General features: G+C 45.0%; 20 protein-coding genes. 13 read left to right on the plus strand and 7 right to left on the minus strand.

Features of this window, described 5'->3' with window-relative positions; genetic code table 11:
* Positions 1-98 precede the first annotated feature (98 nt).
* On the plus strand, positions 99-1,034 hold the full coding sequence (locus R7P74_RS16055; RefSeq protein ID WP_213866901.1) for a LysR family transcriptional regulator: 936 nt from the start codon (positions 99-101) through the stop codon (positions 1,032-1,034).
* Here R7P74_RS16055 and R7P74_RS16060 read toward each other — a convergent pair.
* On the minus strand, positions 987-1,898 hold the full coding sequence (locus tag R7P74_RS16060) for a LysR family transcriptional regulator (protein WP_213866902.1): 912 nt from the start codon (positions 1,896-1,898) through the stop codon (positions 987-989). The genes R7P74_RS16055 and R7P74_RS16060 overlap by 48 nt on opposite strands.
* 220 nt (positions 1,899-2,118) lie before the next feature.
* Here R7P74_RS16060 and R7P74_RS16065 point away from each other — a divergent pair, with 220 nt between their 5' ends.
* On the plus strand, positions 2,119-4,998 hold the full coding sequence (locus R7P74_RS16065) for an amylo-alpha-1,6-glucosidase (RefSeq protein WP_225473876.1): 2,880 nt from the start codon (positions 2,119-2,121) through the stop codon (positions 4,996-4,998).
* 104 nt (positions 4,999-5,102) lie between these two features.
* On the opposite strand, the gene R7P74_RS16070 is transcribed toward R7P74_RS16065, so the two are convergent.
* Positions 5,103-6,671 (minus strand): DEAD/DEAH box helicase, encoded by a 1,569-nt coding sequence (locus tag R7P74_RS16070; protein ID WP_225473877.1) that lies wholly within the window; start codon positions 6,669-6,671, stop codon positions 5,103-5,105.
* A gap of 718 nt (positions 6,672-7,389) precedes the next feature.
* Between R7P74_RS16070 and R7P74_RS16075 the strand changes: the two genes are divergently transcribed.
* Genes R7P74_RS16075 through R7P74_RS16085 form a run of 3 tightly spaced genes read left to right on the plus strand, consistent with a single transcriptional unit; the run spans position 7,390 to position 11,087 of the window.
* Positions 7,390-8,745, plus strand: coding sequence for a diguanylate cyclase domain-containing protein (locus R7P74_RS16075; protein WP_225473879.1), 1,356 nt, complete (start codon positions 7,390-7,392; stop codon positions 8,743-8,745).
* Positions 8,732-10,048: a glycosyltransferase family 2 protein gene (locus R7P74_RS16080; RefSeq protein WP_318122970.1), complete on the plus strand. Its 1,317-nt coding sequence runs from the start codon at positions 8,732-8,734 to the stop codon at positions 10,046-10,048. Before R7P74_RS16075 ends, R7P74_RS16080 begins: the two co-directional genes overlap by 14 nt.
* Position 10,049: 1 nt before the next feature.
* Positions 10,050-11,087, plus strand: a complete 1,038-nt coding sequence (locus tag R7P74_RS16085; protein WP_225473881.1) for an HlyD family secretion protein — start codon at positions 10,050-10,052, stop codon at positions 11,085-11,087.
* 52 nt (positions 11,088-11,139) lie between these two features.
* Here R7P74_RS16085 and R7P74_RS16090 read toward each other — a convergent pair whose 3' ends face one another.
* Entirely contained in the window at positions 11,140-11,850 is a 711-nt protein-coding gene (locus R7P74_RS16090) for a lipoate--protein ligase family protein (protein WP_225473883.1), read from the minus strand.
* Positions 11,851-12,074: 224 nt separating this feature from the next.
* Between R7P74_RS16090 and R7P74_RS16095 the strand changes: the two genes are divergently transcribed.
* Positions 12,075-12,401, plus strand: a complete 327-nt coding sequence (locus R7P74_RS16095; RefSeq protein WP_025767966.1) for a DUF4156 domain-containing protein — start codon at positions 12,075-12,077, stop codon at positions 12,399-12,401.
* A gap of 79 nt (positions 12,402-12,480) precedes the next feature.
* On the opposite strand, the gene R7P74_RS16100 is transcribed toward R7P74_RS16095, so the two are convergent.
* Together R7P74_RS16100 and R7P74_RS16105 are read right to left on the minus strand one after the other, a co-directional pair.
* Positions 12,481-13,509 (minus strand): hypothetical protein, encoded by a 1,029-nt coding sequence (locus R7P74_RS16100; protein ID WP_225473885.1) that lies wholly within the window; start codon positions 13,507-13,509, stop codon positions 12,481-12,483.
* A gap of 409 nt (positions 13,510-13,918) precedes the next feature.
* On the minus strand, positions 13,919-15,067 hold the full coding sequence (locus R7P74_RS16105; RefSeq protein WP_206949421.1) for an aminotransferase-like domain-containing protein: 1,149 nt from the start codon (positions 15,065-15,067) through the stop codon (positions 13,919-13,921).
* Positions 15,068-15,191: 124 nt separating this feature from the next.
* Here R7P74_RS16105 and R7P74_RS16110 point away from each other — a divergent pair, with 124 nt between their 5' ends.
* Both R7P74_RS16110 and R7P74_RS16115 read left to right on the plus strand, forming a co-directional pair.
* Positions 15,192-16,061, plus strand: coding sequence for an AraC family transcriptional regulator (locus R7P74_RS16110; RefSeq protein ID WP_005387011.1), 870 nt, complete (start codon positions 15,192-15,194; stop codon positions 16,059-16,061).
* Between the two features lie 80 nt (positions 16,062-16,141).
* Complete coding sequence (locus tag R7P74_RS16115) at positions 16,142-17,038, plus strand: LysR family transcriptional regulator (protein ID WP_225473888.1); 897 nt, start codon at positions 16,142-16,144, stop codon at positions 17,036-17,038.
* Positions 17,039-17,118: 80 nt separating this feature from the next.
* Here R7P74_RS16115 and R7P74_RS16120 read toward each other — a convergent pair whose 3' ends face one another.
* Entirely contained in the window at positions 17,119-18,156 is a 1,038-nt protein-coding gene (locus tag R7P74_RS16120) for a DUF4382 domain-containing protein (RefSeq protein ID WP_225473891.1), read from the minus strand.
* Positions 18,157-18,388: 232 nt separating this feature from the next.
* Here R7P74_RS16120 and R7P74_RS16125 point away from each other — a divergent pair, with 232 nt between their 5' ends.
* Positions 18,389-18,628, plus strand: coding sequence for a YdcH family protein (locus R7P74_RS16125; protein WP_005373737.1), 240 nt, complete (start codon positions 18,389-18,391; stop codon positions 18,626-18,628).
* Positions 18,629-18,701: 73 nt separating this feature from the next.
* Here the strand turns inward: R7P74_RS16125 and R7P74_RS16130 are convergent, their stop codons facing one another.
* A complete protein-coding gene (locus tag R7P74_RS16130; protein WP_213961044.1) occupies positions 18,702-19,373 on the minus strand; it encodes a cupin domain-containing protein in 672 nt (223 codons plus the stop codon).
* Positions 19,374-19,581: 208 nt separating this feature from the next.
* Here R7P74_RS16130 and R7P74_RS16135 point away from each other — a divergent pair, with 208 nt between their 5' ends.
* The 4 genes from R7P74_RS16135 to fabG all read left to right on the plus strand — a co-directional run bounded on the left by R7P74_RS16135 (position 19,582) and on the right by fabG (position 23,457).
* A complete protein-coding gene (locus R7P74_RS16135; RefSeq protein WP_054577734.1) occupies positions 19,582-20,724 on the plus strand; it encodes a hypothetical protein in 1,143 nt (380 codons plus the stop codon).
* Positions 20,714-21,640, plus strand: coding sequence for a metal ABC transporter solute-binding protein, Zn/Mn family (locus tag R7P74_RS16140; RefSeq protein ID WP_213866908.1), 927 nt, complete (start codon positions 20,714-20,716; stop codon positions 21,638-21,640). The genes R7P74_RS16135 and R7P74_RS16140 overlap by 11 nt, the downstream gene beginning before the upstream one ends.
* A 3-nt stretch (positions 21,641-21,643) precedes the next feature.
* Positions 21,644-22,438 (plus strand): metal ABC transporter permease, encoded by a 795-nt coding sequence (locus R7P74_RS16145; protein WP_225473893.1) that lies wholly within the window; start codon positions 21,644-21,646, stop codon positions 22,436-22,438.
* 299 nt (positions 22,439-22,737) lie between these two features.
* Positions 22,738-23,457 (plus strand): 3-oxoacyl-ACP reductase FabG, encoded by a 720-nt coding sequence (gene fabG / locus R7P74_RS16150; protein ID WP_225473895.1) that lies wholly within the window; start codon positions 22,738-22,740, stop codon positions 23,455-23,457.
* Positions 23,458-23,566 lie beyond the last annotated feature (109 nt).

Below are 23,566 nucleotides of genomic sequence, written 5' to 3' on the forward strand. Positions count from 1 at the left end.
CAATGTCGATAGGGTCAGTATATGGATTCGACTTAATTTGATAATTGGGTAATATCTGAATTGATTATTCAGTTTTTCCAAATAATAAGGGCGCGAAGGTGGATAAGTTTTCGGATATGACGTTGTTTGTCAGCATCGTTAAACATCAAGGTCTGGCAGCGGCGGGAAGGGAGTTAGGTTTGTCTCCGGCGACGGTAACGGCAAGGCTGCAAGCGATAGAAGAACGCTATGGCGTAAAGCTGCTCAACCGAAGCACACGCCACGTATCACTCACGGACGCAGGGGCAATGTACCATCAAGCTTGTCTGAACATCATTGATAGTGTGAAAGAGACGGAAAACTTGCTGCAAACGGGTATTTCGGAAGTGCGCGGAACGTTGAAAATTTCAGCTCCACGAGATATTGGCAAACAAATTATTTCGCCGATGGTGTCGGCTTTTTCTGAGCAATATCCGGATATGACGCCTTATCTTTATCTTAATGACAATTTATCGAACTTGGCTGAATCGGGGCTCGATTTGGTGATTCGTTACGGCGAGTTAGCGGACAGTAATCTCATTTCGCGCAAGCTGGCATCGAGTCAACGTGTGCTGTGTGCGTCACCTGATTATTTGGGGAAGCAAGGTGTCCCAAACTGTCCACAAGATCTCGCGGATCATCGCTGCTTAGCCATGGTGCGTAGCAATGAAGAATTAAAAACGTGGCACTTTAAAGATGAAGAGTCTCACCAAACGATCATGGTCACGCCAAAGCGCTTTTCTGATGATGGTGAAGTGATTCGACAATGGGCGTTGGAGGGGGCGGGGATTGCGTTGAAATCGATTTTAGATATTCAGCAAGACCTCAAACAGCAACGTTTAGTAACGGTTTTGGATGGGTATATGAAAAACTTCAGCGCCTTCTCGCAAGGCGCTGAAGCGGATCTGCATGTCATTTATCAAAGCCGTCAATATCAACCGAAAAGAGTTCGCCTGTTTTTGGACTTTCTAGTTGAGCAATTTAGCGCGCTGAGTGATGCCAGCAATCAGCTCTAGATGCGATTCAGAGGTTTCTCTGCGGTGGCGATAAATCCCGACGGTGCCAGGGTTTGGTTCTTTTTCCATGGTTAAGCATCGTAAGCCAAAGGATTCCAAATACGGTTGCAGATGGCGAGTATAAGACATCACCGCGACGCTTTCTTTCAGTACATCAATGCTGGCGAGCAGAGAATCCACTTCGTAAGTCGGTCTGTCATCCAGTTGCTGCCTTTCGCGTTCATTTTGTTTCGGGATTGGGTTATCGATGACGTGAGCGAATTTCTTAGCGTCATAAGTGACCGAAAGAGCGGGGTATTCGTGCAGCATCTCTTCGGTGACGGCTTTCCCTAGAAGTGGGTGGCTTGGGGAAACAAAATAGGCATCAACCGTTTGAAATAGTGGAATAAACGTAACATCGCATTTAGACGACAAGCCGACAATCTCGTGGCCGATGAAGAATTCAATCTGTTCGTTGATTAATGAATCCATCAAGCCTAAGTGGTTGCCAAATTCGACGTGCGTAGATGCCGATGGTTGCTTGGTCAGATGGTCATTGAGTGCTTGTTTGACGAACAGCGGCCACCACGCATCGCCAGTACCCATTTTAATTTTTCCGACTTGGTACTGTTTCCGTTCATCAATGCTTTGCATCATTTGGTTGTATTCATGCTGCATCGCGTTGCTATGGCGATAGAGGATGCGTCCGTATTCGGTCAACACCATGCCATTAGGATGACGTTCAAACAGCGTCACGCCGAGATTCTCTTCCAGCTTCTTTAAATTGCTTGTTACCGTTGGCTGGCTTAACCCTGCCATTCTTGCCGCAGCACTGATGCTTTGGCAGCGTGCAACCAGTAAAAATTGCTGCAGAGATTTGTCCATTTTCTTTCCCCTCTAAGAACGAGGGGTATTTTGCACAATTTCATTTATAAATCACAAATCTGTAATCTCATTTGATTGAAATTATGCGCATTTCATAGATCTACATCACTGTTAGGGTTTGACGTATAGATGTTATCTATAGCTCGCTCCTGACTTCCTATTTTCCCATCAAAAGGGTGTTCTTTAGACTGTCGCCAAAACAACAATCTAAGGGATGAACATGAAACCGAGTTTTATTGCGCTTGCTGTCGCGTCTTATATTGGTCTTGCTGGATGTGGGTCAGATTCCTCTGATGCGCCTGTGCCGGTCGACAAACCAATTATTTCAGCCGACTTATATTTACGTGGTTTAAATGGGGATTGGGGCACGGCAGAGCATGCCAAGCTAAACTATTTGGGTAATAACGAGTACGAAACCGTACTGCGCGTCGCTCGAGGTAGCAATCAGTTCAAGATTGCTGATCCGGGTTGGCAGATCCAATACACCTATTTTGAGGAGCCCGCGGCGTTCGATAAAGCTCAAGAGTACCTGCCAAAACCGGACACGAATGAAGCGTGTATGAACGATGATTGCAACTCTGAGATCACGTTTGAAGACAAAGGGTATTACAAGTTTTCTGTGAGCTTTGCCGATGAAAGTCGCGCGACAATGACTGTGACGAAAGCAACGCAAGAAGAAGCGGAAAAATACTACTCTGATGCGATTCTCGACCCTGCAATGGTGCATGAAGGGCATCAGAATAAAGAAGTGAAACTGTTCGCCAATTACGATGACTCGAGTGATACCGTGATTTTTTCGGTGAAAGATCCTAAAGCTGAGCTGCGTGAATTTGGTATTTCAACGACGACAGAATTGCGTGATGCGCTCGACCAAGGCTTAGTGATTAATGAACAAACAGGGCCGCGAGTGGTGTCGGGCGATGTCGCGTTTGATGCGTTGTTTGCGTTGACGATGAAAGAGCTAGACCAGCTTGCCGTTTCTGAAATCAAAGACGGCAATTACAACTACAACAACCCAATCAAAGCGGAAGTTTTTGAGACGGGCGCGAAGTGGCATTACGTATGGACGCGTGATTTGGCGTACGCAGCAGACCTTTCGCTTGCATTGATGAATCCAACTCGGGTGCAAAATGGTTTGAATTTCAAATTGTCCGCTTTCCGCGATACGACCGATCAGCAATACGATGGCGAGCAGATTGTGCAAGATACGGGCACTGGCGGCAGCTGGCCAATCAGTACCGACCGCACGACTTGGGCGCTTGGTGCAGAACGCTTACTTTCGGCATTGGATGGGGAAGAGTACAACCAGTTTGCTGAGCGCGCATATAAAGCTATCAGTAATACACTTGAAGCCGATCGCCTGGCGGCTTTTGATGCGAAATCTGGTTTATACACTGGTGAGCAATCCTTCCTCGATTGGCGTGAGCAAACGTATTCAACGTGGACGCCAAACGATGTCAATGCGATTGGTAGCAGTAAAGCGTTATCGACAAACGTGGTTCACTACCGCGCGATTCAGCTCGCGGCTAAGTTGGCAGAGAAGTACGATTCAACCAATGCGGTCAAATACACCGAGTGGGCTGCACAGCTAAAAACCGCTATCAACGAGCAGTTTTGGAATGCCGAACGCGGTATGTACGTAAGTTATTTGTTTGATAATGGCAAAGACATCGCGGTCGACAAATATGACATGTTGGGCGAAGCACTTGCGATCATCAGTGGTGTGGCAAGTGATGCGCAGGCGAAACAAATCATGGCCAATTACCCACACAGTGAGTTTGGCGTGCCGGTTTATTTCCCTCAACAACCAGACGTGCCTGTGTACCATAACCGCGCAATTTGGCCATTTGTTACCGCGTACAGCTTGCGCGCCGCGCATCAAACACAAAACGTGGCAGCAGCGAACAATGCCATTCAATCGTTGGTTCGTGGTACGGCAACCAACTTATCCAACATGGAGAACTTAGAGTGGCTTTCTGGTAAGTCATTCATCATCCATAGTGATCATGGCGAAGATCCGAGCTTTGATGGCCCAGTGATTAACTCTCAGCGTCAGCTTTGGTCTGTGGGTGGCTACTTGAACATGGTGGTAGAGACCCTATTCGGCATCCATACCGAAACGGGTAAGTTGGAAGTGAAGCCGTTTATCACAAGTTGGGTGCGCAATAACTTGTTGGCTCAGTCTGAACAAATTACGTTGGAAAACTTTGCCTTCAAAGGAAAGAACTACTCGGTAACGATTGACTTGCCTGAAGTAAGCAAAGATGACACAGGTTACTACCCAGTTGAAAATGTCACGATGGACGATGAGGGGCATTTCCACGTGACATTGGGCGCGCTTGTGAATGTAGATAGCAGCATTACTTTAGTTTCTGGTGTGAAACCGTACGCAAGTGAAGATAGTCGCGTTTATTCTCCGCAAGAGCCAACATTGGTGGTAAAAAGCGTTGATAATTCGGTTTCGATTGACGTGACGAGTAAGTACAACGTGAACTTGTATCGCAATGGCGAGCTGATTCAAAAGAACGTGATTGCTCAATCTTATTCCGATACGCCAACAGGTTTTGCTTGTTATTTGGCTGAAAGCATTAACGATAAAGGCTTCCGTTCTAACCCAAGCCAACCAGTTTGTGTCGGTGAAGAGATCCGCATCAAACTCGATGGCGAATATCAGCCACTCAAAGATAATGTCTCAGTGGTTACGGTGAGTAAAGACAGTGGCATCGTAAAAGGTGCAGAGTCGTTTACAGCCCCTGTAACGGGCACTTACCAGTTCGATGCTTGGTACAACAATAACCTAGGGCAACTTAATACTGGCATCACGAACACCGTGAAATTGTTAGAGGTATTGGATGATGCAGGTAAGGTGGTTGGCCAAGGTTACTTGCAGATGGGCCATATTGGTGAAAACCAAGGTATGCGTTACTCAACGCCAATTGAAGTAGCGTTGGAGCAGGGAAAAACCTATCAGATCGCGCTGAAGGACCACTTCAATATGAGTTACCTCAAATCGAATGAAACCTACATCTACGCTGGTGGTATTGAGGGTGAAAAGAACGAAGCGCAAATCGCAGATATTCGAATCACACCTTTAATGTAGACTGTTTTAACAAAGCTGTATTCTAAAAAACTGTGTTTTAAGAAAAAAAGCCGCTGAGATTATCAGCGGCTTTGTTGTATTTGCTATCGGTGGCCGTTTACAGATTAGTTTGCAGCCTGCGGACGAGGTTTACGGCGCTGACCTGACGGTTTGTTTCCTGCAGGCTTAGCATTGTTTGGCTTGCGGTTACCAGACGGTTTACCAGCGTTGCCACTCTTATTACCGTTTGGTTTATTTCCACTCGGTTTATTGCCATTTGGCTTGTTGCCGTTAGGTTTACGGTCATCTGGTTTGCTGTGTGCACGACCTTGGCCTTCACGGTTACCTTTAGGCTTACCCACACCGCCTTGGTTGGTGCTGTTTTTGTTGCCGTTGTTACCACCGTTGAAGCGACGCTTAGGTTTGTTTGCACCATTGCCTGCTTTCTTATTGGTTGCTGGGGCGTTTTCACTTGCAGCATTTGGCGCTTTTGGTTTTTTCGGCTTCTTAGGTTTTTTCGGTTTGATTGGGCGAGTATCCAGTTTAGATTCTGGCACCACATTGGTTGGCGCAAAACCTTCCAACTCTTTACGTGGTAGTACTTCTTGAATCAAACGTTCAATCGCAAACAACTCAGATGCTTCTAGCGCACACACCAGTGAAATCGCTTTACCTACTTCGCCCGCGCGGCCAGTACGACCAATACGGTGAACGTAGTCTTCTGCCACTTTCGGTAGCTCAAAGTTCACCACTTGCGGTAATTGCGGAATATCGATACCGCGCGCAGCAATGTCCGTCGCGACCAACACACGAATTTCACCCGATTTGAAATCCGCCAGTGCTTTGGTACGTGCGCCTTGGCTCTTGTTGCCGTGGATGGCAGCAGCCGGTAGATTTTGTTCGATCAGGAACTTCGCCAGACGGTTTGCGCCGTGTTTCGTTTTCGTAAACACCAGCACTTGCTTCCAATCGCCGTCTTTGATCAATTTAACCAACATCGGTGCTTTTTTCTTCACGTCTGCAGGGTAGATGCTTTGCTCAACCGTTCTCGCCGTCGAGTTCGCCGGGTTCACTGAAATCTCAACCGGGTTGTTCACCAAGCCTTTCGCAAGGTCGCGGATTTCATCCGAGAAAGTTGCCGAGAAAAGTAGGTTCTGACGCTGTTTTGGTAGCAGAGCTAGGATCTTACGAATGTCACGGATAAAGCCCATATCCAACATACGGTCTGCTTCATCCAGCACTAGCACTTCCAGTTGGTCGAATTTCACTGCATTTTGGTTGTACAAATCCATCAGGCGCCCTGGTGTCGCGACCAACACATCCGCACCTTTGCGAAGACGCTGCATTTGCGGGTTGATCTTCACACCACCAAAAACAACTGCACTGTTTAGTGGAAGGTGACGGCTGTACATAAACACGTTTTCTTGCACCTGAGCCGCAAGTTCACGCGTTGGCGTCAGGATAAGTGCACGAACTTGGTTAGCACGAACGCGAGGGCCGTTCGATAAACGCTCAAGAATCGGTAGCGTAAAGCCTGCGGTTTTACCTGTACCAGTCTGCGCTGCTGCCATTACGTCTTTCCCTTCCAAAATAGCAGGAATTGCTTTTGCCTGAATTGGCGAAGGGGTGTCGTAGCCTTTCTCTTGAATAGCTTTAAGGATTGGAGCAGATAGACCTAACGAGGTAAAACCCATATGTATGATTCTCAATTGTAGAGTTAGATAACAACGCGCCGAAAATAAATCGGTGCGAAAAGTGCGACATTCTGAGGCTTTTACGCGCAGGCTTCAACTAATTCCGTCATGGATAAATATTTGAACTGGATCTCATTTATTTTTTGAACAAAAAAGAGCATAGAAAAGTGACGTAGATTCATTCTGTAGTTTGAATGTGTTACGTGTTCTTTCGGAAAAAACAGCGAGAAAAATGGTGATTATTAATCACTCAAACGGCTTAAAAATACTTATTTGATAAATAATCAGAATGATTGAATGTTATTCAGTGTTTTGCCACTCAATTTTAATGGAAATTAGTTGGTAAAGTATTACCAAGTCTCAGATTTGATACATGACGGTATGGTTAAATGCTGAGCAGAAAGGAATCGACTGATATAAAACAATGAGCTTTATGTGAATGCAAGGATCTAATTCTGCATCAAATCGCACTATTATCCCAGCTTGCTAACAAAAGGTTGTACTATGCGCTTTGCTGTCCGATTTCTCTACTCACAGACTCCTTCACACTTTATTCAGAGATCTTTCTGCTTTTACTGCCTGAGTTAAAGCTCTCTAAATATTTGTTCTATTGTTGTATTTAACGGTGGCAAGGTTTGTCTACCTAGAGTGCCTTGTTACTGCAAGTTCTATATTTCTGATGTTATGAATTAATTTTGTGGTTGTGAGAACTAATAAAATGTCGTCAATAAATAACAATTTCTACTGGGTTGGTGAACAGCCTGTCAGTGAGTTAGCTGAAGATATGGTTTTGGTTAATCATATTGATGAGGTGGCAACGGGACTCGGTGGCATGGTGTGTATTGCTTATCAAGATTCACACCAAATAGATACCGCGCTGAAAGCGTTTTATCAGGAGAAAGGACGTTGGTCTTGGGCGGTTTATGTCTCCGTGGAAACCCCTTATTCTCGATGCGTTACCGACGGTGTATTTGAAGTTAGAGAATCAATAAAAATTTGGCGATCTATTCAAAATAAGCTCGATGCCATTGATGAACCGGAAGTGTTAGACCCTTTGATTGGTTGGCTTGGGGTCAATCGTCAGCGAAGAGTGACTGCTTTAAAAAGCTTAGAGTCTATGTCGGTTTATTCGTATCCAATTATCGATATGTTCTTTCCTGATATTTATTCGACTTATCGATACGTACTCTCAGAGCAAGGTCGCGGAGTATTAGAAGCAGAAGTACTGATCGACAGAATTCGTGTTTGTTCTCAATGTAATAGCGGGCACTTGAATTATGTAGAGGTGTGCCCGGATTGCAGCAGCATCGATATCGACTCTCAAAGCTCTTTGCACTGCTTCACTTGTGGCCATGTTGGTGAACAACACAGCTTTCAGCGCCGTGGAAAGCTCGAGTGCCCCAAATGTTTGACTCAGCTGCGCCATATCGGCGTTGATTATGATCGCCCGCTTGAAAACCACGTTTGTAATAGTTGCTCCAGTTTATTTGTTGAAGCGGCGACGATCAGTCAATGTTTAAGTTGTGACTCAAAGATCAAGGTTGAAGAGCTTGTTGTCCGTAAAATTTACCAATATCGACTTGGTGAAGTGGGTGAATACATTTTCCAACACGGTAAGTCCATTCAAGCTCCTGAACTCTCGATCAAAGGCAAAGTGGAAGTCAGCTTTTTCCAAAATTTGCTTGCATGGTTAAATAAAGTCGCGCTGAGACACAAAGAACAGCACCTTCTACTTGGACTGCATTTACCGACGATAGATGAATACGGTAAGCAATATGGCGATGCAAGATTGTTCTCATTGATGGATCAACTGACGCGTCGTCTTAGCGGCTTGTTTAGAGATACCGATATCTGTTGTCAGTACAAACAGGATGTTTTGCTTGTCCTAATGCCAAATACGACCAACGCGAGCCTGTCCATTTTACAGCAAAAATTATCGGATCTGGGTGAACTAGTTGAAGACGAAGAGTTTGAGTTGGATGCCTTTGCTTGGGACCTGCCCGATCCGATCATTGAAGACGGTGTTTCTGTTTGGATGGAATCGCTGATGGGTGAGATTTATGCTGCAAGATAGTCTCGTTCTGCTCGACTATCTTCGAGGCATGCTACTTCACAATGAAGAGTTATGGCTATTACTGTTTCCCGTCATGATCATTATCGAGCTACCTCTATATTTGCTGGTGCTAACAGGGATATTTCGTTGGTCATATGCGCAAGAAGACCGAGAATTAAAGCGGTTTCCTTCAGTGAGTTTCGTTATTACTTGTTATGGTGAAGGTGATGCGATTGGGATCACTATCGATACGTTAGTTGAGCAAGTTTACCCAGGTCATATTGAAGTACTTGCTGTGGTTGATGGGGCGGTACAAAACCAAGATACCTATCAAGCCGCGTTAAATGGTGAGAAAAGGCATGCAGGCGTTCGTAATCGTAAAGTGCGCGTGTTGCCAAAATGGCAACGAGGAGGCAGGGTCTCAACACTGAATGCCGGCTTATCAATGGCTAGTGGTGAAATCGTCATTAACGTGGATGGAGATACGTCATTCGATAACGACATGGTCTTCACCATGATGAAACAGTTTGCGGATAAAAATGTGATTGCGAGCGGTGGTGCGTTAAGAGTTCGCAACCATAACGCCAACTTGTTGACCAAAATGCAATCCTTGGAGTACATGCTGTCGATGCAAGCCGGTAAAACGGGGATGGCGACGTGGGGAGTGCTCAATAACATTTCTGGCGCCTTCGGAGCGTTTCGGAAGAACCTGCTTAAGCAAGTGGGGGGCTGGGATACGCATACCGCAGAAGATCTCGACTTAACCATGCGCTTGAAGCAATACAAACGTCGTTACCCTGATAATAAATTGGCCTTTTCGACGCACTCCATCGGCCATACTGATGTACGAGATACGTTGAAAGGTTTGGTATTGCAGCGGTTGCGTTGGGATGGCGATTTATTGTTTTTGTTTTTGCGTAAACACAATGAAGGGTTGTCTCCACGGTTACTTGGTTGGGGAAACTTCTTATTCACTTTGGCTTATGGCGTGATTCAAAACGTTTTATTGCCGCTGCTTGTGGTGATATTTAGCGTGTACATGGTGATTGTCTATCCACTTAAATTTGTATTGGCGTTGATGCTAATGCTCTATTTTGTCTACCTCTTCTTATCTGCTCTGATTTTTGTTGTCTACATTGGGCTTGTATCAGAGAGAAAAAAAGAGGATCTGAAGTCAGCGAAATGGTTATTTCTTTACCCTGTCTACCAGTTTTTCATGCGTTTGATTACCGCTTTCTCAATGGTTAACGAGGTTGTGAGGAGAAGTCATGAAGAATCAAGTATGGCACCTTGGTGGGTATTGAAGCGAGGTAAAAAGTTTTAGTATGAAAGTTAACTTTCACTTAGATAAGAAAAACAAACCGCAGTCTGAGAGCGGTATGAAAGTCGTCTATGGACAGGCAAAACGTGGCGGCTATCGTCTTCGTTGGTACCTGATTTTAGCCATTGTAGTCAGTCCACTCTTGTTCATGGCATATTACTTGTTTCGAACTCAGGTGTTAGTGACAGCGCCAGCGATAATTACTTCTTACCCATTAACGGTAACCGCAACTCGCTCAGCGATTGTTGGCCCTATTCCGCTCAATGTTGGTACGGAAGTAGCTCAGGACCAAGCGCTCTTGCTGTTAAAAGACAATGCTCTGAACAAGGAGATTGATTTTATAAAAGAAGAGTTGATTAAATTGTCTAAAAATCAGGTTCAGAGTACGGATGAACTGTATAAAAATGCGATTGCAAGTTCTGAAGAGGGCTTGAAAAAAGTACAAGAAATTCAAAAAAAATATGACGTGTATAGAAAAAAGGGACAGGTTTCAGAGGTCGATTATGCTGCAATTGTTAGTGTAAATAACTCTTTGAGTAATCAATTGAGTAGTCAAAAAATTGCTTACGTAGATGCGATGCGCGATTTAGAAGAACTGGAGCTTGCTGGTCCGGTAACTCAAGAGTACCGATCATTAATGCGTGAATTGGTAGTCAAACGCGCGCAACAAGAAAATTTAACTTTTCGTTCTCCTATGAAAGGGCGAGTGCTCGATGTTCATGTACACGAAGGGCAAAATGTCTCTGAAAATACTCCCTTACTTACGATCGCTCGCAATGTTACGCCGGAGATAACCGCTTTCTTAAACCCTAAATATCTCCAATACAGTAAGATGGATACTAAAGCGAAAGTTGTATTTCCTGATGGTCGAAAGTTTAGAGCGACGGTATCGAAGCCAGTTGAGGTTGTGAACAAATTGCCTTCTGAACTGCAAAGCCCATTCGAAGGTCAACCTGCGTATTTGAAGGTGACGCTGAGTTTTGATGAAGCTCTAGAAAAAAGCCGTTGGATTGAAGGCGTAGAAGTCGAAGTTCGCTTTTAATATCGTTAAACAAAAAAAGGAGCTTTTGCTCCCTTTTTGTTTACACTGATTTTTACTCCGCTTTTGCATGCGTTAAAAACGCACTCGTCAATTGCTGAAAGAGCGAATCTACCGATGGGCGGTCGGATATATGATAGAAGAGTGGTGTGTGGACATCACCACGAATATCATCGCTGTGACCGCAAAGCTGATTACACATTCGTACTGGTTCGACAATCTTCTCGACGTCGGCATCAATCAGAATGCATGCTTGTGACAATACCACTTGTCCGCCGCCTTTTTTAAGTAAAACACGCTGCGCGGTTCCCACGACTTTTTGCCCGCCAATGTTGAGGTTGTACTCGCCATCGCAGTAGGAATAAGGCGTAGCATGAACATCCACTTTCACGCCGAGCTGTTTAAAGAAAACCGTTAATATCGCACATAAATCGAGATACGCTTTTTTGATGTTGTAAGGCTCGCCTTCTGGCCAGTGGTAAATGTGGGATAGATTGATAATACCTGGCACCTGAGGGACTGGGGCACCACCGGTTTTACGAGAAAAGAGCTTCCAGCCAGACGTATTTAACGCATGTTCTAACTCATTAGACACTGGCCATTTCTTACCCGCGGGAAGCACGAGCGTTGGACTTTTTACTTGCCAAAGCAATAGCACTTGCGAGAGTTGGTTGGACTGAACTTGTTTAATGAGCTCATCTTCTTTGTCAAATGCATCAGCGACTTCCGTAGCTGTGTAGCGAATTAGCTTATTTTTAGCAACCAAACTCTATCCCTCGCGGCTATTTAATCATTACTGTTGTATCTCAGATACAGCTTTATTGCTAGGTTTGAGTGATTAGGTTTTTGCTCGCTAGTTGCATGATCACCTTTTGAGTCTTTTCCGTTGTCCATTAAGTTTGCTTGAACACGCGATAAAAAGTTTTTGCTAGTCATCACATCAGCCATTCATAAAATCTGCCATCTATGAAAATTTTTGGCGATATAAGTATGAAAAAGCGAGTGATGACTCTCGCGTTAGCGGCATCATTAACGGGATGTGTGACGTTCCCAACTCAAGAATCTGAGCAAGTACAGGTGCTTTGGGACAATGTGAATGCGATTGAAAACTGTGAACTAATGGGTACCGTGATCGGCTCAGAAGGACACTTTTACGACTATTGGCTTCACGCCGATAAAGACATGGTTTGGGGGACGCTAAACCAAATGCGCATCAAGGCGGCGGATTTAGGCGCAGATACCTTGTACTTATATCAACCGTTGAGCTTTTCTACGTCAGTGACGATGTTTGCAAATGCTTACAAGTGCAAACAGTAGCTATTGGCTTGATCATAATTGAAAGACAGGCGCTGCTCGCCTGTCTTTGATGCGCTCTACAAATACTGGAGACTTTGCGTTAATTGACGTTTGCTGTCGCCACCGCTGATGTATCAGAAAACGACAACGTAAAGTCTCGCTCGGTATTAAGTACTTTGGCTGGAAACTCTAAGCTCAACTGTGTATGTGGCGCGACTTCTGAAGCAATGCTAGTAACGAATTTTCGGGTTTCTCCAGGAGAGATCGATATGTCACTTCCACCTTGTGATGAGAGCTCAGCGATACCCATTGTTTCAAGTGTGTTACCTGCAGTATCCGCCAGGTGTAGTAAAGATTCTGAATTGTAGATTAATTCTCCACTTTCTGTGCGATAGGCATTAGACGTGTTGAAATTTGGTTGTAATGATCCTTGTGATCCAATGTTAGTAACGGAAAATGTCACATTAGCGCCATCAAAGTTCTCGACTCTTACGAGTACGTTACCGTCTTGGTAACGAGCGGCTGCTGCCGCGGTTGCTTGTTGTTTCTGCCGCTGTTTCTCTTTTTCAATGTCGCTTAACTGTTTCTGCTCATTAGCGATTCGATTCTTTGCCATGTAGTACGACTGATCGACCATTGCTATTAAAGCGGGGATTGAATACAAAGTGAGGCCTTCCAAATGGTCAAAGTCGATTTTGGCATGTTGAGTACGTTTATGATTAGAAAATTGGCAGTAACCATCAATCAAACTGATGAAAGCCACTTCAAAAGTGCCCTGTAATCGGCTTACTTCCTGTGCTGCTTTCTCTAGATTTGAGCGGACTTTCCGAATCTCTTCCAAACTCTTTTGTGAAAGACGACCGTTTGGCGATACGTCGTTAGAAACCGAAACCAGTTCTTCGGTCACAAATGGATTGTTTTCGGCTGGAATCACCGTAGTTATACGGTTGGATTTGGTGATGTCTTCGCCCAATAAAACCATCATTTTTTGCGATGCGGCGCTTGTGTTGCCCGCTAATACGTCACTACAGTTTGGCGACGTATTGGCATACACGGCGAATGCGGTAAAAAGTGAAAGTGTAACGGACCAGCCGATGGTGACGAGTCCTGTCGTGGTTCGAGTATTCATCCTGATAACCCCTCTGTCATTTGGTGCGATTCGCTGACGTAATTGCCAATCAAAAGATTGGCTCGCGACATTCAGAATGGTTCTGGTCAACCCTTCGTAGTGGGTATGCCCACAGATGCTTTTTTAGTCGTTTATCAACCGCTAAGCCACGATAGATAAAGTGTCTGAAATTGAGAGCATTAACGCTGCGAAGTTGATGTCTTTGACTGAAAGATAGACGTAACTTTTCTAACCATCAAATACGTGATTGAGTTCTCATTTTTATATGAGTGAGAGGTTCAAGAGAAAACAGGCACTTACTGTAGAGAGTTGATTTGAAGGAAAAATATAAATTTTTTGGGGAACTTTTTTGATGCTGCCTTTGAGACTTTTTCGAATCTCAAAGGCAGGTTCTTACACTCGCGCTCAATTACAACGTGTTGAGGACATCCGCGAGTCGAGAGACAGCTGTCGTCAGTTCTTCTGGTGTAGCATTGGTAAAGTTAAGACGCAGAGCGGCTTTTACCTTTGAACCTTCTGGATAAAAGACCGGGCTCGGCACTACGGCAACCCAGTTTGCGAGAAGGTTTTTCGCCAGTTCGAAGGTGTCGCATTCTGGAATCTCGACCCAAACGAACATACCACCATCGACGGGTTTGAGTACGCAACTTTCTGGCAGCTGTTTTTGCAGTTCAGCAAACATGACATCGTAACGTGATTTGTAAAGCGCACAGATGGTTGAAATGTGCGTTTCGAAGTTGTCATGTTGCAGTAGACCATGCAGCAAAGCTTGCATAGGAATACTAGAGTGCAGATCGGCACCTTGTTTAATTTTGATGAGTGGCTCAAGGTAGCTGTTTTTGCCCGTAACTACACCAATACGCAAGCCTGGTGAAGCTATTTTGGAGAAAGAGCGCAATACGATGGAGTGCTGTGGGCAGAAGTCCGAAACTAGCGGCAGTGCTTCACCAGAAAAACGCAGCTCGCGGTATGGTGCGTCTTCAATGAACGCCACGTCGTATTGTATACAAAGCTCGGCAACTTTTTGGCGAGTCTCTAGCGCCCAGCATACGCCCGTTGGGTTGTGAAAATCGGGTACGGCGTAGAACATTTTTGGTTGCTGCGTGGCAAAGCATTGTTCGAGTTCTTCAAGGTTTGGGCCACACTCGGTTTGTGAAACGGTCACGATGTTGGCTTGCACTAGACCGAATACTTGCATAGCACCAAGGTAGCTCGGTGCTTCCATCACCACTTTATCGCCCGGATTCACGTACGCACGCGCAATCAAATCTAGCCCTTGCTGAGAGCCCGTTGTGATCATCGCCAAATGAGATTCTGGCAGCTGGTAATAATCGGTCAAAAAGTTAAGTAGCGGGGCGTAGCCTGCTGTTGCGCCATATTGAAACACCTCTGGCATATTCGCGAGGTTTTCGAGAGTCGGTTTCATTAAGTCGATCGGGAAGGTTTTTTCGTCCGGCAAGCCACCTGCAAGAGAAATAACGTTCTTATCGCTCGCTGCTGCGAGGATCTCTCGGATGTAGGATGACTTAGTTTGTTGTAATGACTGTGCGATTTCCATGTGCTGTGCTTCTCGTAATTGTCTTTTTTATGTCAGAAATAGTATAGGTAAATTGCCAAGCTTGGTGTGTCCATTTATGCTGTTAAACATGTCTGTTTATGCTATTTAAGCGAAAGTTTACTCCGTGAGCCATCAACAAGTTTCCAGAATCAATGACGTGCTGTTTTACATTCACCAGGACATTAGCAGAGATTTATCGGCTAAAGAGCTAGCAGATGTAGCAGCCTATTCTGAACAGCACTTCCATCGTATTTTTAAAGATGTGGTAGGGGAGTCTGTCCATCAATATATCCGTCGCACAAGAATGGAATACGCCGCCAATCAACTGATGTTTGATACCAGCTCATCGGTGTTAGACATTGCTAACAAGTGCGGCTTTAGCTCGGTGTCTTCTTTTAGCCGAGCGTTTAAAGCAACGTTCGCTATGTCTCCTGGTGCGTGGCGAAAGCATGATTTACAAGTCGCAGAAAAGCCGTATCTAAAAGATCCGGAAGTGGCTGCGGGTTATCATCGGGTTGCTAAACGCGAGTTGCCAGAACCTAAAATTATGGAGGTTCCACAACGCTTTGCGGCTTATGTGCGGCATGAGGGTTATAGCCGTTCCATTCGCAATGCGTGGCTGATTTTGAAGGCGTGGGCAAGCTCTGAGAATCGGGACTTTTCGGTTCAATACGGTTTGCATCACTCCAACCCCGCCTGGGTTGAGCTCGACAAGTGTCGTTATGTGGCTTGTATGGCGATTGATAAGCCGCTCAAAGTACGCGGTGTCGTGAATCAAATGACGATTCCGGGTGGTTTGCATGCTGTTTTTCGCTTAACAGGGGTATATGGAGAGCTTCTTCCTCAATTGAGTATGGTGTTAGAGAAGTGGTTGCCGAATTCAGGCTTTAAGCAGCGTTCTACTCCCGCTTATGTTCACTATCATAAAAACCATTTCCTTAGCCATGATGAGGCGTTTGAGCTGGACTTCTATCTGCCTATCAGCTTTTTCTAATTGGAGTCTTTATTTACTATCCGTAAGGAATAAAATGCTAAGCTCTATATGATGATTTTTTACAAATAATTGAAAATTAAATGAACATCGATCATGTAAAGCTATTTGTCCGTTTGGCTTCGACACACAACATCAGCATGGCTGGTCAGGAGCTTGGACTTTCTCCTGCTGTCGCTAGTGCGCACATCAACAAACTTGAGGACAGCTTAGGAGTTCGTTTAGTTCATCGCACCACACGCAAAGTTTCCTTAACTGAAGAAGGGCAGGCTTTTTTACCTCACGCGGAGGAGGTCCTTGCAACAGTGGAGGCAGCAAGGGGAGCTGTTGGATCAGGGCAGAGTGCGCCAACGGGAGTATTACGTATAACCGCCTCTGCAACTTTTGGTCGCTTACATATTGTGCCCGCATTAAAAGGTTTTATGGCGCGTTACCCAGGGTTAACCGTGGACTGCCGATTTTCTGATTACATTATTGATCTGGTTGAGGGAGGTTTTGATGTCGCCATTCGTGTCGCTGAGTTGAAAGATTCTTCATTGGTCGCAAGAAAGCTTGCGCCAGATCGTCGTATTATCGTTGCATCACCAGATTATATTGAACAATTTGGGAGACCTAACAAGCCCCAAGACTTGACGAATCATGAATGTATTAACTTAGTTGGAATGAATAATTGGTCATTCAATACAAAAGATGGAATGTTCAATGTAAGAACTTCTGGTCGTTTTAAAACCGATAATGGTGATGCGATGAGAGACGCGACGGTAAACGGGTTAGGTATTTCTATCAACTCGGTTTGGAGTGTTTATCAAGAATTACAAAGTGGTCAGCTAGTGGAAGTACTCGAAGATCACCCTTTAGCGATGGATGCTGGGATTTGGGCTGTGTACCCAAGCTCTCGTTTAATTGCGCCTAAGGTGCGTGCTTTTATTGATTACTTTGCTGAATACTATGGCACGCCACCTTATTGGGAAGAGGTTTAAAAGTCACAAAGACCATGATCCGTGCTCAGTTGGAATAGCAAAAAAAGCAGACCCATGCAGGGTCTGCAGTGTTAGAGAGATTAAAAGTCTGCGTTTGTATCGGTACCAACAAAGACGCTAATTCCGCTGGTAGATTGATAAATGCTAAAGGTTTCACCTGCAACAATACCATCTACAGAATCGTCATTTGCGGTACAGGTATAGCCGACGGAGTACGTACCGGGCTCTACAAAGCCAAATTCATATTCGTAATTTGCTTCATCAATGTCTTCCACTACGTTCGCCGCTGCGATTGGCATTATTTGGCCTTCTGCGCCTGCAAATGGCCCCATGTTCTCTTCGGCGATATTTCCTTCATATAGGTAGACCGCGTGTGCATACCCATTTGCGCTTGGGGTATCCGTTTCGCAGTTTTGGTAGGTTAATGTTGCGATATCTCCCTGAATTTCACCCCTTGTAACCGTGTTAATTAAAGTGACTGAGGTGCGCTGAATACTGTAGCCCTCGTTTTGCCCAGTTCCGTCTTTTAAGCCACGACGCAGGTCAAACTCCACCACAAATTCGTTGTTGTCAGGGTTGACTGCGAAGGTATCATTAAAGAACAGTACCCCAGAATTCGGATCTTTTCCGACCCCCTGCGGACAAGCCCCATTACCTTTTACGGTCAGTGGTATTTGATTGCCGGTCGCTTCATCAACAACATAGGATGGATAATCCGGATGATCGCCATCATTCGCAAACACGCAGAGTTTGTAATTGCCAGTGGGTATCAGCTCGTCGTCCACTAACTCTTGAGCGTTACTGCCCTGGAAGTCGAGTAAGTTAACGCTTAATGGTATTGGATCTTCATTATCGAGCAGAGGATTACCATTTTCGTCAACGAAATTTCCGTCTTCGTCGGTTTTATACACATCGAAAACTTGTGGTGTACCACCATCCAAAGGGAGAAATGCCACTTTGTTGTATGCGATAACCACTTCTGATACGTCATCAATAGGGGCATCTGATACAGACAAGGTAACCGGAGTCATTGTGCTGACAGAGTCACTGTCTGAATTACAGCCAATCAACGCAACTGTTATTGACGCACTGATCAAGCCAATTTTCATGCTGTTCATTTAGATGTACCTTTTTATGAGAAGTGTATTAAATGTAGTCGATTATTGATAAAACACAGAATAATAACGAGCGGAGTCGCGCGGTTAAAAGAGTGATAAACCATGACTAAGAAGTTCAGTAAAAGTGTGCTCAAATCGACGATATTGTGCTATTTGAAGTGCTATGGTTAGAAATGTGTCGCTCAAAAAATGAGCGGATAAATACATCAACAACTCTAGCCAAGAGGTCTCTATGTTAGGTGAAAATCACTCATTAACTCATGAATTCCCAGAACATTTGGATACCATTACCCAGCTTACCGAAAACGATGCATCATTTGCTGAAACCGTTAAAAACTACAATGCTTTAGATAAGGAAATCCGCGTACTAGAACTTCAAGGAAGCCCGATTGATGATCACGAAATGAACGTGTTAAAACATAACCGGGCTGAGCTCAAAGACTGGCTCCACTCGCGAATAATGGGTTCTTAGTGACGAAATGATCATCGGCTCGTAAATAGCGGGCCGATTTTAGTTCCAATGGACGATGCCAAGTGTGCAAACATTAGGAGTGCTGAGCAGGAGCTTGGAGCGGCAGGTGACCAGTTTTTACCCAAATGATCGTTTCTTGCTCTACAAAAGGAAAATGCTCGCTCATATGTGGGCTTCGGATCCAAGAGAGAGCGGGATAGGTACCTAGCTCGTCTCTAAACTCGCCTGACAATACGAAAATTTCTTCACCACCAAAGTGACGGTGTGGTTGAAATTTCTCACCTTTTGGCCATTTAACCAACGCGACATGTTCGTGCTCAAAATCATGCAATGGCATGACTTTCAGCCCACCGATGCCAGGTAACCAATTCGCTTCGTTCGTGTTGATGCGAACTGTTTCAAGATCATCAGAATTGAATTGATTTAGTTTAACTAAAATCACACAGCCTTCTTTGCTATAGGGCGCATGTTTACTTCCAGGAGGGTTACGCAAGTAGGTTCCAGCAGGGTAGTCACCATCTTCGTCAGAGAACACTCCTTCGAGCACTAATATTTCTTCTCCTTGAGGGTGAGGATGAGTCGAAAAGTGCGAGTTTGGCTCATACTTCACTACGCTGGTGGTGTGCCCTGATTCTTTGGCTTCTCTTTCCAAAGGTTTGCGCCACACACCTTTGGAAGGGCTGGCGATCCATTCCTGTTGAGCAGTATCTATCACGATTCTTTTTGAAAAATCCATATTCAACATATTGAAATTCCGTTACTTATTTAATTACTAATTCTCATTAGTATACGTTTAAAAAACATCAATTGATTCATTTGTTGATAGCCTAATTCATGGATTGAGTACGAACATGAAATCGGAGCCTAATTTAAATTTCTGCTTGTGTAATGAGAATTGTTATATTATAACATCGCAAAATTAAATGTTATAATATAACAAAAAGGAAAAAGTAGTGAATAAGAAATTGGTGTCTCTCGTGATCGGTAGCATTTTTGCATCCCCTGTTTTTGCCGACACACTATCGAACCCACAGATTGGTGTTGTTGTTGATGGCTACTACCAAGATGGCCAACGTCATAATTCTGAGCGCGAAGAAGGCTTTGGTCTAGGCCATACGGAATTAAACTTCTCATCGAATATCGACGACAAGTTTTACGGCGCATTGACCGCGGTTCTTGAAAGTCACGGTGATGAGACAGAATTAGAGCTTGAAGAGGCATTCATCGAAACTTTGGCATTGCCATATGGTGTAAATGTGCGCGCTGGCCGATTCCTATCTGACTTTGGTTATCTGAATAACCAACACATGCACACCGATAGCTTTGTCGAGCGTCCAATTGCTTATCGTACTTTCCTTGGCTCGCACTACTACGATGATGGTGTACGTGCAAACATCGTGTTGCCAACCGACCTTTACGTAAAATTTGGTGTAGAAGCGCTTAGTGGTAGCAAAATGTCTTCTGTCGAAGATGGTTCTGAAGTTGGCGTGTACACCACGACGCTGAAGCTTGGGAATGACTTCTCCGAATCTTCAAGTTGGCAGTTTGGTTTAAGTTACCTGCGCAACGAAAACGGCAAGGTTAAAGAGTTCGAAGATCACGACCACGGTCATGAAGAAGAGCATGATCACGATCACCATCATGGCGCAGCAGTGACAGGTGCGAACCTTTACGGGGCTGATTTTGTTTGGAAATGGGCACCAGACGGTAATTACAAATACAGCAACTTCACGCTATCGGCTGAATACATGCTGCTAGACGGTGTGGTAGACAGCAAATATAAAAACGATGCAGAGTCACCAGACAACTTAAGCGCTTACTATGTTTCGGGTGTTTATCGCTTCAACCCAAGCTGGTCAGCAGGTCTACGTTACGGCGAAGCAGAAAGCTACGATGGTCATGCACACGGCGACCACATGCATTTCACTGAGCTGAATGATAAAGAAATGGATGCGATGATCGCATGGGATTCTTCTCATTTCGGTACTATCCGTGCGCAATACACTCGCATTGATAACCAAGACAGCGAGACAGACAACGTGTTCACTCTGCAATACGTGATGACATTTGGAGCGCACGGTGCTCATGCGTTCTAAGCTAACATTGAATAAATGCAGTTTGGTGATGATGGCAGCAGGAGCTGCCATCATCTCTTCGCCTGCTTTGGCTCTCAACATTTTCGTTTGTGAGCCAGAATGGAAAGCCTTTCTTGAAAGCCACGCGCCAGATGCCAGTATTTATTCAGCGACAACGGCTAAGCAAGACCCACATTACGTACAAGCTCGTCCTTCTTTGATTGCGAAGATGCGCCAAGCGGACATGGCAATGTGCTCGGGTGCAGAACTAGAAGTGGGGTGGTTACCTATGCTGCAAGTTCGTAGCAGCAATGCGGCGGTGCAAAATGGTGCGCCGAGCATGATCTACGCGACGGACTTCGTGCGCATGTTAGATACTCATGCTCACGTTGACCGTAGCATGGGAGATATACACGCTCACGGTAACCCACATGTTCAATTTGCGGCAAATGACATGATTCCATTATCTCGTAAAGTCACGGAGCGCCTAAAAGCGATTGATCCCGACAACGCACAAAGTTACCAAGTGAATGGTATGAAGTTTCGTGCTCATTGGCGTAAAAAGCTTAAAGAATGGAATGAGAAAGGGGCTGCTTTAAAGGGTAAGCAAGTTGTCGGTTATCACGCGACGTATCGTTATTTGTACGATTGGCTCGGAATGAAGCAGATTGCCGATCTCGAACCTAAACCGGGCATTTCACCGACCACATCTCACCTGCAATCGCTTACCAAGTTAGATGCTGACAGTTTTGATGCGATTGTTTACTCCTCCCATCAGGATCAGCGTCCAGCGAACTGGTTGCAAGATCATACTGACAAACCTGTGATTCAACTGCCATTGACCGTTTCTGAGGGTGAAAGCTTGGATGAGATGTACGATCAGGTCATTGATGATTTACTGGATGTGTTAGTGCCGCCCGTTCCTGTGAAGATCTAAGCCATGGCGGATTATGCATGGCTTTTACCTGCGGTTTTGTGTGGTTTAATTGCGTTAGTTGGCAACATCGTTCTGGGGCAACAAGTTCTTAATCGTCAGATCATCTTTATAGATTTGGCGGTGGCGCAAGTCGCGGCATTGGGGGCAGCACTAAGCCACTACTGGTTGAGCCAATACGCGCTGTTCTCAGGCTCATTCTTTGGCGAAATGATTGGCCCTTGGGTGATGTCTTTGATGCTTTGCGGTTTGATCGCCTTAATGGAGAAACGATACCAGCAGCATTTAGAGCCCATGATCGGCAGCTTGTTTGTCGTGTCTGCATCGCTGGCGATCCTGCTGGTGAGCAAAGACCCACACGGCGGAGATTTTATTCAAGGCATTCTTAGTGGGCAACTGTTATGGGCGACTTGGGCAGACGTTTGGCCTTTGGCACTCATTACCGCTGCGATGTTGCTATTAGTTTGGTTAAAACCTGCGTTTATGCGCGGTAGTGGTTTTTATCTGATCTTTGCTATTCTGATGCCCATTACGGTCAAGTTAACCGGCATTTATTTAGAATTTGCTTTGTTGGTGATTCCAGCTTTATGTGCGGCAGCATTGAAGGGAACTCGATTCTTTGTCGCCGGTATCAGCATTGGTATTGTTGGGATCTTATCGGGTATTGCCGCATCGGCTCGCTATGACTTACCGAGTGGTGCGAGTATTGTGATCACCCTGTTTATTGCTGGCATGTTGTTTAATCTCTTGCTTCAGCCTTTTCTGGTGAAAATAACAAAACCAGCTTTTGTAAGAGATTAAGAGACAAGTAATATTGGTCTGATGAAGTAGTATTTGATTAATCAGACCAATACTTTTCTATCCAAGTCCTCCAATCGTGTAACTTTGCGCCTTCCAACACACTTTCTTACGTTGATCTTGCCATAGTCATCAAGTTGCCTTGATTAGTTCACATCCGACTCCCAGACTGTTTCTATAGTTTTTATAAGATATAAAAGACCCTGCGTATGAGAAGCGCAGCTGTAACGCGATTAGGCATAAAAACAAAAACGCTAGGGATACAAGCGAATTTGTAATCTCAACATTTAAGGAAGACCAAGATGAAACCGGAAAAAGTAGCAGTAATCACTGGTGCGGCTCGTGGTATTGGCCAAGCGATTTGTGAACAATTACTGGAGGATGGATTCCATGTTGTCGGGCTAGATATATCGCCCGTGGAATGGAGCCAGTCGGCGCAGCTAAGCAGTTATCAAGTCAACTTGTGTGATGCCGAAGCCGTCAGTGAAGTAGTAGAAAGTGTTGTAGAGCAGCACGGAAGAATCGATGCTCTGGTTAACAACGCGGGCATCACTCGAGATGCATTGTTGCCAGATATGTTAGAGCAAGACTGGGACAGCGTGATCGACGTGAACCTAAAAGCGGTGTTCTTACTCACCCAACGTGTTGCTCCTGTCATGCTAGAGCAGGGCACAGGCAGTATTGTTAGCATTTCTTCTATAGTGGGAACGGATGGTAACATCGGCCAGAGCAACTATGGCGCAAGTAAAGGCGGCGTCATCTCAATGAGCAAAGGCTGGGCGAAAGAACTTTCAAGAAAGGGTGCACAGATACGCGTCAACTGTGTCGCTCCAGGCTTTATCGCCACCGACATGACCAAGAACCTGCCAGAGAAAGTCATTCAAATGATGGAAGGCAAAACCCCTTTAGGGCGCATGGGCTCAGTGCAAGATATTGCCAATGGCGTCTCTTTCCTAACCTCAGACAAGAGCGCCTACATCACAGGCCAAGTGCTCAAGATTGACGGTGGGTTGGTATTATAGCTCGTTAATCAAAAACTAAATTAAAAATGCCTTTTACTTATGTAAAGGGCTTTTTTGTTTGAGGAACCCGACTTATGCGAGTACTACTAACTAATAGAAAGCTTCGATG

Source organism: Vibrio sp. 2033 (assembly GCF_033339735.1).

Bases quoted from the DNA above. Each gene is read 5' to 3' on its own strand.
- R7P74_RS16060 (WP_213866902.1), bottom strand. From the start codon at position 1,898: ATGGACAAATCTCTGCAGCAATTTTTACTGGTTGCACGCTGCCAAAGC.
- R7P74_RS16065 (WP_225473876.1), top strand. From the start codon at position 2,119: ATGAAACCGAGTTTTATTGCGCTTGCTGTCGCGTCTTATATTGGTCTT.
- R7P74_RS16070 (WP_225473877.1), bottom strand. From the start codon at position 6,671: ATGGGTTTTACCTCGTTAGGTCTATCTGCTCCAATCCTTAAAGCTATT.
- R7P74_RS16075 (WP_225473879.1), top strand. From the start codon at position 7,390: ATGTCGTCAATAAATAACAATTTCTACTGGGTTGGTGAACAGCCTGTC.
- R7P74_RS16080 (WP_318122970.1), top strand. From the start codon at position 8,732: ATGCTGCAAGATAGTCTCGTTCTGCTCGACTATCTTCGAGGCATGCTA.
- R7P74_RS16085 (WP_225473881.1), top strand. From the start codon at position 10,050: ATGAAAGTTAACTTTCACTTAGATAAGAAAAACAAACCGCAGTCTGAG.
- R7P74_RS16095 (WP_025767966.1), top strand. From the start codon at position 12,075: ATGAAAAAGCGAGTGATGACTCTCGCGTTAGCGGCATCATTAACGGGA.
- R7P74_RS16100 (WP_225473885.1), bottom strand. From the start codon at position 13,509: ATGAATACTCGAACCACGACAGGACTCGTCACCATCGGCTGGTCCGTT.
- R7P74_RS16105 (WP_206949421.1), bottom strand. From the start codon at position 15,067: ATGGAAATCGCACAGTCATTACAACAAACTAAGTCATCCTACATCCGA.
- R7P74_RS16115 (WP_225473888.1), top strand. From the start codon at position 16,142: ATGAACATCGATCATGTAAAGCTATTTGTCCGTTTGGCTTCGACACAC.
- R7P74_RS16120 (WP_225473891.1), bottom strand. From the start codon at position 18,156: ATGAACAGCATGAAAATTGGCTTGATCAGTGCGTCAATAACAGTTGCG.
- R7P74_RS16125 (WP_005373737.1), top strand. From the start codon at position 18,389: ATGTTAGGTGAAAATCACTCATTAACTCATGAATTCCCAGAACATTTG.
- R7P74_RS16130 (WP_213961044.1), bottom strand. From the start codon at position 19,373: ATGTTGAATATGGATTTTTCAAAAAGAATCGTGATAGATACTGCTCAA.
- R7P74_RS16140 (WP_213866908.1), top strand. From the start codon at position 20,714: ATGCGTTCTAAGCTAACATTGAATAAATGCAGTTTGGTGATGATGGCA.
- R7P74_RS16145 (WP_225473893.1), top strand. From the start codon at position 21,644: ATGGCGGATTATGCATGGCTTTTACCTGCGGTTTTGTGTGGTTTAATT.
- fabG (WP_225473895.1), top strand. From the start codon at position 22,738: ATGAAACCGGAAAAAGTAGCAGTAATCACTGGTGCGGCTCGTGGTATT.